This window comes from Bacillus massilinigeriensis, assembly GCF_900117315.1.
GTDB lineage: Bacteria > Bacillota > Bacilli > Bacillales > Cytobacillaceae > Bacillus_BE > Bacillus_BE massilionigeriensis.
Window position 1 is genome coordinate 734,510 of the sequence record NZ_LT630337.1, and the last position, 11,538, is coordinate 746,047.

At 35.6% G+C, this 11,538-nt stretch carries 11 protein-coding genes; 6 read left to right on the forward strand and 5 right to left on the reverse strand.

All coding sequences use genetic code 11. From position 1 onward, the window contains the following. Positions 1-70 precede the first annotated feature (70 nt). The gene (locus tag BQ6100_RS03735) at positions 71-379 is read left to right on the forward strand and encodes an ArsR/SmtB family transcription factor (protein WP_075980438.1); all 309 of its coding nucleotides are present in this window, start codon (positions 71-73) and stop codon (positions 377-379) included. 92 nt (positions 380-471) lie between these two features. Here the strand turns inward: BQ6100_RS03735 and BQ6100_RS03740 are convergent, their stop codons facing one another. Next, positions 472-1,464, reverse strand: coding sequence for a DUF3231 family protein (locus BQ6100_RS03740; protein WP_075980439.1), 993 nt, complete (start codon positions 1,462-1,464; stop codon positions 472-474). 177 nt (positions 1,465-1,641) lie between these two features. Here BQ6100_RS03740 and BQ6100_RS21170 point away from each other — a divergent pair, with 177 nt between their 5' ends. The 4 genes from BQ6100_RS21170 to BQ6100_RS03760 are packed head-to-tail and all read left to right on the forward strand — an operon-like array spanning position 1,642 to position 5,746. Continuing rightward, a complete protein-coding gene (locus BQ6100_RS21170) occupies positions 1,642-1,854 on the forward strand; it encodes a hypothetical protein (protein ID WP_159433124.1) in 213 nt (70 codons plus the stop codon). Continuing rightward, positions 1,851-3,026: a GerAB/ArcD/ProY family transporter gene (locus tag BQ6100_RS03750; RefSeq protein ID WP_159433125.1), complete on the forward strand. Its 1,176-nt coding sequence runs from the start codon at positions 1,851-1,853 to the stop codon at positions 3,024-3,026. Before BQ6100_RS21170 ends, BQ6100_RS03750 begins: the two co-directional genes overlap by 4 nt. Further along, positions 2,965-4,557, forward strand: coding sequence for a spore germination protein (locus BQ6100_RS03755; RefSeq protein WP_075980442.1), 1,593 nt, complete (start codon positions 2,965-2,967; stop codon positions 4,555-4,557). The genes BQ6100_RS03750 and BQ6100_RS03755 overlap by 62 nt, the downstream gene beginning before the upstream one ends. 1 nt (position 4,558) lies before the next feature. Further along, positions 4,559-5,746, forward strand: a complete 1,188-nt coding sequence (locus BQ6100_RS03760) for a Ger(x)C family spore germination protein (protein ID WP_075980443.1) — start codon at positions 4,559-4,561, stop codon at positions 5,744-5,746. A gap of 73 nt (positions 5,747-5,819) precedes the next feature. Here BQ6100_RS03760 and BQ6100_RS03765 read toward each other — a convergent pair whose 3' ends face one another. Together BQ6100_RS03765 and BQ6100_RS03770 are read right to left on the reverse strand one after the other, a co-directional pair. Further along, the gene (locus BQ6100_RS03765; RefSeq protein WP_075980444.1) at positions 5,820-8,117 is read right to left on the reverse strand and encodes a YhgE/Pip domain-containing protein; all 2,298 of its coding nucleotides are present in this window, start codon (positions 8,115-8,117) and stop codon (positions 5,820-5,822) included. A gap of 69 nt (positions 8,118-8,186) precedes the next feature. After that, on the reverse strand, positions 8,187-8,759 hold the full coding sequence (locus BQ6100_RS03770) for a TetR/AcrR family transcriptional regulator (RefSeq protein WP_075980445.1): 573 nt from the start codon (positions 8,757-8,759) through the stop codon (positions 8,187-8,189). Between the two features lie 335 nt (positions 8,760-9,094). On the opposite strand from BQ6100_RS03770, the gene BQ6100_RS03775 reads away from it, so the two are divergent. Further along, positions 9,095-9,988 (forward strand): cation diffusion facilitator family transporter, encoded by an 894-nt coding sequence (locus tag BQ6100_RS03775; protein WP_075980446.1) that lies wholly within the window; start codon positions 9,095-9,097, stop codon positions 9,986-9,988. A 51-nt stretch (positions 9,989-10,039) separates the two neighbouring features. On the opposite strand, the gene BQ6100_RS03780 is transcribed toward BQ6100_RS03775, so the two are convergent. Continuing rightward, complete coding sequence (locus BQ6100_RS03780) at positions 10,040-10,783, reverse strand: SIS domain-containing protein (protein ID WP_075980447.1); 744 nt, start codon at positions 10,781-10,783, stop codon at positions 10,040-10,042. A 16-nt stretch (positions 10,784-10,799) separates the two neighbouring features. Further along, a complete protein-coding gene (locus BQ6100_RS03785; protein ID WP_075980448.1) occupies positions 10,800-11,522 on the reverse strand; it encodes a GntR family transcriptional regulator in 723 nt (240 codons plus the stop codon). Positions 11,523-11,538 lie beyond the last annotated feature (16 nt).

Consider the following 11,538-nt stretch of genomic DNA (forward strand, 5'->3'; position numbering starts at 1 on the left):
TTTTTAATTTACATAAGCTGTTATGGATCTATTAAAATAGAAGGAGAAAAAAGAAAGTGAGGAATACTTGATGCAGCAGAGGGACCATTCATTTTTAGCCCAGGAAACAGTAGATGAGGCTTCTCGAATCTTTAAAGCTCTGGCAGACCCGACAAGAATTAAAATTTTATATTTGCTTTCACAAGAGGAATGCTCGGTAAATCATATTACAGAAGTATTAGAAATGACCCAATCGGCTGTATCTCATCAGCTTAGCTTTTTGAGGAATTTACGACTTGTAAAATACAGACGAGAAGGAAATACATTCTATTACACATATGATGATGAGCATGTTATTACCATTTTGAATCAAGTTTTATCTCATATAGAATGTGATTAAATAATAGATCGTTCAGTAAAGTCTTGTTTAAAATAAGGAAAATCTGTATCCCATAAAGAAGACTTCATCTTTATGAGATGCAGATATTTAGTTTAATCGATATGGCGGTTAGGGGCATGTGGTGGCTCTTCCATCCACCCATGTTCAACCATAAGATTAAAGCCCTTAACAGAATAAAGGAGGATCTCAGCTATGGTTTTGCTGTAAAAGGCAGACAAATCTGCTCTCAAAGACTTAGATAATGCCTGGCCGAGTAAAGTGATATCTAACCCATTAAGAAGGGTAAAAAGGGCAATAATTAACCGGTCAGAAAATGGAGATTCTGTGGAATCTGTCACTTCTACATTTACAGAAACTATCCCTAGAAGATTTTCATCTTTTAGTAAATCATTTAAATAATTGATTTGTTTTTCCGAGATTTCCTTCCCCTCTGAGATAAAGGATTTAAATTTCTTATCCTTTACCACCTGTAATAACCCCATACAAAGTATTACAGCAAAATAATTCCGTTCAATATTGAAGAATACCTCAGACAATTCTAATGCATTTAAGGGTCTTTTTTCACCAATCGATTTAAAAATATAATTTTTCTTCTTGATATACTCTTTTTCTTTAGGATATGGAATCATTGGCGGTCGATCATAAAGGCCTTTTGACAGCATAAGGTTTACAACCTCATTAAAGTTCTTTGTATCTTCTCTTATGCATCTTGAAAAAAAGTCTAATATGTCCGGACGAGCAACATTGGCTATTGTGAAGCTGAAATTAATGATGCTCATCCGTAAAACCATATATACACAGCTTATTGAATAGGTCTCATAAAAGAGTGGGGGGGCAGAAAGATTAATATCATCATCCGTAAAACCATTAGGGACGACTATATGTTCCTTCATAAAAATCTCTTTTACATCGTTTAAATGATTTTGGGCCAATTCAATGGTCTTCTTTACGATTCCTTTTATTTCCTCATCTTTAGCATGGTGTAAACAATATTTTAATAAGCAAATAATGGCACTATCGAGGGTGTATGTTTCCCAAAGTCCCCCGATCTCTGCGCTTGATAACCTCACATGATGCGTATCCATAACAAAATCCTCCAGAAAATTATCTATAGTTTATTGTTATTCCTAAATATATTTTTATGCAGAATATTTCTAACTCCAATCTATTCATTTATTGCATAACTTTAGTAAATGTAAAAAATAATAACGGAGGAAAGAATTAGAAAAAGTGCGGTGAATGGTTTGGTAACCTTTGGATTGATGTTGCTATTTTTTTTAACCATGATATTAATCGTTGTTATGGACTTAATCGTCAGTCATTTTCAGTTCCATGCGGTAATGGAGAACTGGCGAGATTATAAGTATAATACTGGAAATTTATATTCACTTTTTGCCATATTAATAAGCTTTATATACTCATTTATCGTTGACTTTCGCCTTAGGAAGAAAGCATCCAAGAAAAAAGAGGGGTGAATGAATTGGTTCCTGATTCAAAGGAAGAGATTTCACTCATTCAATTTTGCCTGCTAATTATAGTTTTTGAGATTGGAACTGCTGCTGTGGTTGGATTAGGAACAGAAGCGAAACAGGATGTTTGGCTCTCTATGATATTAGCCACAGTGATTGGTATGGGCTTGATGGCCATGTATCACGAGATGATTAGGCGCTTTCCAGGTAATAATCTTTATGATTTACTGCAGATTTGCTTTGGAAAGGTTTTGGCAAAAATTATTGCACAAGTATATATCGTATATTTCCTTTATATAGGTGCAAGAGTTTTGAGAGATTTTGCTGAATTACTCGTAACAGTGGTCCTTCCAAATACACCGATTGAATTCACGACCATAATATTTATGATTGTTGTCGCCTACATTGTATATTGTGGATTTGAGGTTTTTGCCAGAACAGCGGAGACATTTACGCCATACATTATCGTATTCTTAGTTTTGATTACGTTATTTCTTTTCATTAACAAAAGCATTGAGATTAATAATTTAAAACCAATTTTTTATAATGGGATGACCCCGATTATCAAAGGAGTTTTTCCGAGGCTAATGACCTTCCCTTTCGGGGAATTGATTGTTTTTACAGTGGTGATGCACCAGGTAAGAGAGATTCAAAAAGGAAAAAAGTATGCCGTCATTGCTGTTTTATTAGCCGGAATGACCATTACGTATCATGGTCTATTAAATATTTCCGTTTTGGGCGCCGAGACATATGCGAGAACAACCTTCCCACTTTTGATGTCTGCAAGGGAAATCGCGATTGCCCAATTTGTTGAACGTTTGGATGCATTGGTGGTTTTTATTGTTATGCTTGGGGTTTTTGTAAAGGCCTCTATTTATTTTTATTGTGTAATCAAGGGACTAGAATTCTCTTATAATCTCCCTTTTCGCTATTTTTCATTTCCGGTTGCAATGCTTATTGCCCCCCTTTCTATTTTCATTGCAAATAATTTTGATGAACATATTTATGAAGGGGTAAAAATTGTCCCAATTTACCTTCATATACCAATGCAATATGTGCTTCCCGCAATCGTTTTTATCATTTTATTGATAAAAAGTAGGAAAGGAGGTAAATCGATTGATAAAAATCAACAGAAGAAAAAAGAGCAGAGACAAAACCCCTCCTCAGAAAATGCATGAGACAAAAGAGGATCTAGATAGGTATAAAAAAAATGATCTTTCAAGTTCTCTAGAAAAAAACAAAGAGGAGATAGAAAGTATTTTTCATAAAACAATTGATTTTATGGCTATAGATGTGAAGGTTGTCTCAAATCCGGGGAAGCTATGTTACTTAAAGACAATGATTGATTCAACGAAAATGGCTGAAAAAATACTTCATCCTTTAAGTCTAGTTATAACCAGCTCTAAAGAGATAAAGCATGATTTGCCGTTTAAAATGATAGAAAATATTTTTTCTGGAGGAGAAATAAAAACAGTTACTAACTTTGGGGATGCAGCTACGGATATCTTAAATGGGTATGCCATATTATTGATAGAAGGCTGTAGAAAGGCAATTGCCATCAGTATCCCGTCGAGCGATAAGCGTTCAATTAATGAACCTTCTACTCAAACAACGATTAGGGGACCAAAGGATGGCTTTATTGAAGATTTGTATACAAATCTTGGATTATTAAGGAAAAGGATTAAAAGCCCACATCTTTGCTTTGATAGTTATATCATCGGTAATGATAGTTCAACAGAAGTGGTCGTTGCTTACATGGAGAATATCATCAATAATGACTTACTTGCAGAGGTAAAAAAACGAATAAAGGATATCGATGTATTTGCAATTTTTGAATCCAATAATATTGAAGAATTAATTGCCGATAAAACGTTTACCCCATTTCCATTACTTTTTAATACAGAAAGACCAGATACAATCGCTTCACATATCTTAACAGGAAAAGTGGCCATATTTGTTGATGGAACCCCATTCGTTTTATCTGCTCCAGCCAATTTTACTGACTTTTTTTCTACATCAGAGGATTATTATCAGCCATATTTCATGGGAAGCTTTATTCGGTTATTAAGGTATTTTTCATTTTTGCTTGCATTATTACTGCCGTCATTTTATGTTGCGATTATTACTTTCCATCACGAGATGATTCCAACGACTCTCCTTATCAATATTATTTCACAAAGAGAAAATGTACCATTTCCTGCTGTTGTGGAAGCAATCATTATGGAATTAACCTTTGAAATATTAAGAGAGGCCGGTGTACGAATGCCGAGAGCGGTTGGACAAACCGTATCCATTGTAGGAGGCTTGGTCATTGGACAAGCGGCAGTCGAAGCGGGGATTATATCTAATGTCATGGTCATCATTGTATCGCTAACCGCCATTGCAAGTTTTGTAGCGCCTATCTATAGTTTTGCAATTGCATCAAGGATTTTAAGGTTTTCTTTTATAATATTAGCTGGGTCATTAGGCTTCTTTGGAATGATGATAGGGCTCATGTTGATGATTGGACATTTAAATAGTTTGAGGTCCTTTGGTGTAGCCTATCTAACACCAGTTACGCCATTTAGAGTAAAAGACCAAGAAGATATTTTCCTGCGACTTCCTTATTGGGCAAACCAATATAGACCTACCTATTTACAAACAAAGGATGCTAAAAAACAAAAGGAAAAATCTTCTCCAACACCACCTCCGCTTAAAGGGGAGAATTAATATGATAATAATAAAGAGATTATTCATCCCTCTTATTATGGTTAGTTTATTATCCGGGTGTTGGGATTTAAAAGAACTAAATGAAATCTCCGTTATTACTGGTTTAGCTGTCGATAAGGGGGATGAAAAAAAATATAAATTAACAATGGAAGGACTAAATCCAGGAGAACTGGGTATTAAGGTAGGATCAGGGAATACCCCAAGTGTAGCATTTTCAATGGAGGGGGATTCAATCGCTGAGATGGCTCATAAGGCAAATATGGTCTTTTCAAGAAGGCCCATTTATTCGCACATGAGAGTGGTATTAATTAGTGAAGAAATTGCTAAGGAAGGTCTGTTTGAAATACTTGATTTTTTGGACCGAGATCGGGAAATCCGTAATAATTTTAATTTGATTGTTGTTGAGGAGCGACCTGCTGAAGAGGTTTTACGTATTAATTATCCTATTCAGAAAGTATCTACACAAAAAATATTTGCTCAGGCGCAAGCCTTTTTAGAGGAGTGGGGAGGGGATCCGTCTGTCAGATTAATGGATTTAATCGATGCCTATGGGTCCCCAGGAAGAGAACCTGTAACTGCAACATTGAAAGTCAAGGGGGATTCAGAAAAGGGAAAGTCAGTTGAGAATATGCAGAAAGTGACACCAGATGCCTTTGTGGAACTAGATGGATTGGCGGTTTTTAAGGATAATAAACTTGTAGGTAGACTAGGGGTGGAGGATACAGCCGTTTATTTAATGACACAAAACAAGCTGGAAAAAACATCGATATCTGTACCGTGTTCAGGGGATAAGCACGCAAATTTCCGCCTTCGAAGATTTAAATCAAAAATAAAGGTTTTCTATAAAAATGGAAAGCCTGTTATATCAATTAAAACATCGGGGGAAGGGGACTTAGAGGGAACAGAGTGTACGGATCCAATAGATAAGATAGAGACTCTACAAAAATATGAAAAGATGGTTTCTAAAAATGTAGCAAACAAGGTGAAACAATCAATTAGCTTTGTTCAAGAGGAATATGGTTCAGATATATATGGTTTTGGTGATAGATTATATAAAAGCAATCCGCACCAATTTGATCGAGTAAAGGATCATTGGAATGAGGATTTTGCTCAAGCTAAATTACAGGTTCAAGTGGAGATCCAGATTCGAAGAACAGGTCTTCGTGGTAAATCATTTTTGCAAAAATAGGGTGAATTGAAAAGGGCTGTCCCAAAAAAAGTAAAACTTTTGGGACAGCCCTTTTCTGTAAAAAGAATGTGAATTAATTTTCTTCCACAACATGTGAGAATTTTCTTTTGAATAGAGCATTAAAGAAGATAATGCTTATTATGATAAATCCAAGAGTAAAGCCTACTAGAATAAATACATTGTGCCATAAATAGGAAATATCACCTGTAGAAATGGCTGCTTTAAATGCCCTAACAGAATAAGTCATTGGTAAAAAGGCATTAAATGGTTGTAATGATTCCGGTATTAACTCTAATGGAAATGTTCCTGCACTAGTTGTTAATTGGAATATGAGAATTAAAATTGCAATAAATCTTCCTGGGTCACCTAGAATTGAAACTAACATTTGAATCAAGGTCATAAAGGTTAAACTTGTAATGATCGCAGTCAGAATAAACAATGGTAAATTTTCTACTTCAAGGTTTAATCCGAGTAAGATAATGGCCACTGCAATCAGAGCTTGAATGATACCAATCCCTGTGAGAATAGCTAATTTACTTGTAAACCAGTTCATTCCATTCTTTGGTCTTATGGCAGGTTCGACAAGTGGGAACACAATCGAGATGAGAAGTGCTCCTACAAATAATCCAAGGGATAGGAAGTATGGTGAAAATCCAGTTCCATAATTAGGGACCTTATTAACACCGTTATTGTCTACTTCAACTGGTGAAGCCATCATATCAAAGTTTTTATCCTCTGCTTTTACTGAGCTTGTTTCGTCTGCTGCTTCCTTTAACTTGCTATGAAGTTCATTTGAACCGTCCATTAATTGGGTAGTTCCAGAAGCTAACTCGGTTGAACCATCAGCTAATTTTTGTGTGCCATCTGAAATCTTTTGTGACCCGTCAGCTAGCTGTGATAATCCACTGCTTAGGGATTCAGTTCCGTTTACGACTTTTTCAGATCCTTTTTGAGCTTCGCTAAGTTTTTCATTAAATAGTGAAGTACCTGTGAAAAGCTGTTTTTCACCTGATTGTAATTTTAAAGCACCAGAATTTAAGTCTGATGAACCAATTGCAAGACTGTGTATGCCCGCCTTCAATTGTTTTTCACCGCTGTAAATTTTGGTTAAACCATTATTTAATTTTGTTATATTAGGACTTACCTCAGAAGTGATCGTTTCCTCCATTTGAGATGTACCCACTGCTAGTTTAGAACTTCCATCCTTTAATTGACCAAAGCCTCCAGCAATTTGTTTTTGCATATTTTCGTTTTGAATCTTTAACTGATTTTGTAATTCAGCTAGTTGTTCAGTTGTCATGCTTTTTTGCAGGTAAGGCATTAATTGCTGCATCTGTTGTTTTGAAGCCTCTTCAAGCTTTGTTGAAAGTTCAATTTCTAGCTGGTCAATTCCTGCATCAAGCTGTGCAGCCCCAGCAGATAAATCTTCAGTAGCCTTTTTTAGCTTAGGAAGCTTATTATTGAATTGCTCTACTCCAGCTTTAGCTTCTTTTGTACCTGTTACCAGGTCATTCATATTAGTGTCGACTGTATTTAAGCCTGTTTGTACCTGGCCAATTCCAGTAGCTAGTTGATTCGTTCCAGATAATGTGGCTTTAGTACCTTCTAATAATTGGTTATGACCTTGCTTTAATTGCCCAATACCAGAATTCAACTCCTTGGTACCGGAGGCAAGCTCGCTAGATCCATCGCTAGCCTTTACTACACCTTGTTTAAATTCAATGGACTTATCGGCTAGAGTTGTTAGGTTCTCTTTTATTTTTTCAGCACCGTCCGAGAGTTTGATAACTCCATCATTTAATTGACCAGAACCATCACTTGCCTGATTAAACCCATCTGACATTTCTTGAACCTTTTCAAAAATTGTTTCTGTATATGTTTTTGTTACCTTTTCCTGAAGGGACGCTTGAATCTTTAGCATAGCTGTGTTCCCAATTTGCCCAGATAGGAAGTTATATCCTTCATTAGGTACATATTTTAATTCCAATTTTTTTGGCTCGTCATCGAGTAAGGTTGTTGCATTTTCTGAGAAGTTTTCTGGTATTTCAACAACCATATAGTATTTCTGCTTTTCTAAATCATCATATGCTTTTTCCTTACTCACAATATTAAATTGGAATTCATCACTTTTCTTAATTTCCTTGACCAATTCCTTCCCAATATCAAGATTCTTTCCCTCGAAGCTAGCACCAGTATCATTATTTACAATGGCAACTGGAAGATTTTCTAAATGTGCATAAGGATCCCAAAATGCCCATAAGAACATTCCTGCATATAAAACAGGAACAATTAATACTGCAAGGACAGGAATCAATACTTTTCGATTGTTGAAAATTTCCTTCATCTCTGCACCTATTAAGGAATGTCTCATAAATTCCCCTCCTTTAATAATTGACCGTTTTGTTCATTTGGTCATTTCATGGAAAATGAAAGGACTATCTTAAACAGATAATCCCTTGAATAAATAAAGTTGGAATAACTCTGCAATTTCGTCTTTTTTAAGAGGTTCATGATTCTTTTCCCAATCAAAAATAAGAGAGATATACATTTTTAGCATAATAAAAGCGGTTAATTCTGTGTTGCATTCTTTTATATCACCGTTTTCAATGGCCATTTGTACCTTATTTTGAATAAATGACACAATGGCATTCTCTACTTTTTGAATAACCTCAAGAACTTCCTTCGTACCAATCTCTTTTTCTTCTTGAAATAATTTAATCGTCAGCTGATGCTGTTTTCGAAACTCTAATATTCGATAAATAGCCCGATGAACATTTTCATAAAATGAGAGATTCTCATCAAATGATTCCTCAGCTGCTGCTTTCATTTCTAAAATTAAGGAAGAAATAATTTCATCAAATAAATCCTCCTTATTTTTAAAGAAGGTATAAATTGTTCCTTTGCCAACATTTGCGATCTTTGCCACTTGATCCATCGTTGTAGCCTTGTATCCAAAAAGGGAAAAGGATTTGGTAGCGGCTTGTATAATTTGTTGTTTTCTATCAACTGCCATTGGCATCACCTCTTAAAAATGACTAATTGATGATATTGGTCATTAAGTACAGGAAGTAATATAACATGATGGTTATTAAAATGCAAACGAAAAATATTCTAGAGAATTATGAAGGGAAATTTTTCTGAACTTCTCATAAAAAAGATGCCAATTGAAAACAATGAAAAGAGTCAAGTAAAACTATACTAATATACAGGATTGTGATGATTTTCCCACCATGTTCATAAAAGTTTGTTATTCTCAAAAAATGTTTAATAAAGATAGTTTTTGCTCTAGACCCACTAACTTCCATTTTGATATGATGTTAAAGATTTCATCTTTAAAGGTGTGATAACATGAGTGCAAGAGAATCTATTGCGAAAAAGGTTGCTTGGATTAGTTTATGGAGTAATATGGCTTTAACTGTTGGGAAAATGGTGGTTGGGTGGATTGGACATAGTGATGCTGTGTTTGCTGATGGAATTCACTCAGCAGCAGATGTAGTAGCTTCTTTAATTGTCTTATTAGTGATAAAAATTGCCAATAAGCCTGCTGATGAGGATCATCCATACGGTCATGGAAAAGCCGAGGTAATAGTATCTGGTGTTGTCGGGATTCTTCTGTTTTTAGTTTCCTTCTATGTTGTATATGAAGGTGTGGTAGGACTTTTTCATCCAATTGAGGCACCAAGCATACTTGCCATGTGGGTTGCCGTCATTTCTTATGTGTCTAAGGTACTTTTATATAGGTATTCATTAAATATTGCAAAGGAGCAAAATAGTAAAGCAATCGAAGCAATAGCTTTTGACCATAAAGCAGATATTGTGGCATCTATTGCGGCGGCAGTAGGGGTTCTATTATCTATAATAGGAAATCGACTAGATATTCACATCCTTTTATATAGTGACAAGGTAGCAAGCATTTTTGTCGCATACCTCATTTTCAAAATTGCAAAGGATATGTTAACAGAGGCATTTGACATATTATTAGAGAGAAATATTGATGCTGAAACGATTCATGAATACATAAACTTAATCAATGGATTTCATGAAGTCAAGCGAATTGACCGTATTCGGGCAAGGGAGCATGGCCATTACATAATGGTTGATTTACGAATATCCATTGATCATTGCAAAACGATAAAGGAAGGTCATGATTTATCGAGACAGATAAAGGAGGCGTTAATGGGTCAATACGATAATATTGAGGAGGTATTGATTCATTTAAATCCTTATTTTGCCGAAAACTAAGGAAAAATACAACAAGGAAGCTTACCAATTAAGGGCTTCCTTTTTTTTTCATTATTTTTCTTTTAATAATAATGGGATACGATTTTTATATTTCTCTACTAACTTTTGATTATGTTCCCCTGCGCCATCAGTATTACTGCTTTTGAAAATAGGTGGACTAAAGTGATTTTGTAACATGAGATCAATGGCCTCGACTATTATTCCGTTCAAGATAGTCATTCCAATAATAGAAGAGCCTGATCCAAATGCCATTCCTTCTGTTTCACTCTTTAAAAGCACATCTCCAACCTCTATATGATTATCTATGGTAAGATCAGCAGTTTGAAACAGGAACTGTCCGTTTACATGGCGAGAGGTTTGGTTTTCAGCATATTTAGGGGAGGTAATTGCAATAACAAAAGCTCCCTTTTTCTTAGAAAGGAGGGCAACATCAATTGGTACGGGATTCCGTCCGGATGTCGAGGTGACTATTACAATATCTCCCTGCTTGATTTGAACCTCATTCATAAATTCCTTAGCGTAATCATTGGTTTGTTCTAGTTTTGATGAGTTAAATGCCCCTTTATGTAACATCAATTCCTCAACGAGTATGGGGTTAATGGGGACAAGACCTCCGGCTCGGTAAAAAAGCTCCTCTCCCAGCATATGAGAATGTCCACAACCGAAAACATGAATCACTCCATCCTGTTGAATACAATCTGAGATTTTTTGGGCAGCTTTTTTAATATTTTCTTTTTCTTTAATTTGAATTAATGATATTAATTGTTGAATTTTTTGGATAAAAGATTCAAACATAGGGTACCCCCCTTATTTATCGTTTCATTTCGATGGTAAACTTATACCGATCTGCTCTGTAGGATGATTTCACTAATTCAACAGGTGTATTATCTTCAAGAAAGGTATTCCTTTGAATTAGCATAATGGGAGCACCAGTATGAATGTTTAAATAGCTCGCCTCTATTTGGCTGGCGATGGATGATTCAATTACTTGTGTCGCATGATCGATTTTTAATACCAACTGTCTCTCGATATGAGCGTATAAAGATTGATGAACGATTTCTTCCGTAATTCCTTTTACTAAGTTGGCGGAAATATAAGTAGTTTCTAAAGCCATTGGGACTTGGTCTGCCAGTCTTATTCGCTTGATTTCATAAACGGGATCATATTCTTGAATAGAAAGTTGGGTAGCGATTTGAATCGGTGCCGGAATAATCTTTAAGTCTAACAGCTCACTTCCAGGTTCCATTCCTCTTTTCCGCATATCCTCTGTAAAACTTGTTAGACCTTGAAGAGGTTGTTCAATCTTTCTCTCTGATACAAACGTTCCCTTTCCTTGGAGGCGATGTAAGTAGCCCTCATTAACGAGCTGGGTGAACGCTTGTCTTACCGTCATTCTGCTTATTTGGTATTTTTCTGCATATTCCCTTTCAGAGGGGAGTGAGTCCCCGGGCCTTAGCTCACCTTTTTCAATCGAATCCTTAATGAGTTCCTCTAATTGATAATAAATAGGGATAGGGGAATTTTTATTAATCATCCTGCAGGTCAACCCC

What these genes read in the sequence shown, in the direction of transcription:
- BQ6100_RS03735 (WP_075980438.1), top strand. Translation starts at nt 71, where the DNA reads ATGCAGCAGAGGGACCATTCATTTTTAGCCCAGGAAACAGTAGATGAG.
- BQ6100_RS03740 (WP_075980439.1), bottom strand. Translation starts at nt 1,464, where the DNA reads ATGGATACGCATCATGTGAGGTTATCAAGCGCAGAGATCGGGGGACTT.
- BQ6100_RS21170 (WP_159433124.1), top strand. Translation starts at nt 1,642, where the DNA reads ATGTTGCTATTTTTTTTAACCATGATATTAATCGTTGTTATGGACTTA.
- BQ6100_RS03760 (WP_075980443.1), top strand. Translation starts at nt 4,559, where the DNA reads ATGATAATAATAAAGAGATTATTCATCCCTCTTATTATGGTTAGTTTA.
- BQ6100_RS03765 (WP_075980444.1), bottom strand. Translation starts at nt 8,117, where the DNA reads ATGAGACATTCCTTAATAGGTGCAGAGATGAAGGAAATTTTCAACAAT.
- BQ6100_RS03770 (WP_075980445.1), bottom strand. Translation starts at nt 8,759, where the DNA reads ATGGCAGTTGATAGAAAACAACAAATTATACAAGCCGCTACCAAATCC.
- BQ6100_RS03775 (WP_075980446.1), top strand. Translation starts at nt 9,095, where the DNA reads ATGAGTGCAAGAGAATCTATTGCGAAAAAGGTTGCTTGGATTAGTTTA.
- BQ6100_RS03780 (WP_075980447.1), bottom strand. Translation starts at nt 10,783, where the DNA reads ATGTTTGAATCTTTTATCCAAAAAATTCAACAATTAATATCATTAATT.
- BQ6100_RS03785 (WP_075980448.1), bottom strand. Translation starts at nt 11,522, where the DNA reads ATGATTAATAAAAATTCCCCTATCCCTATTTATTATCAATTAGAGGAA.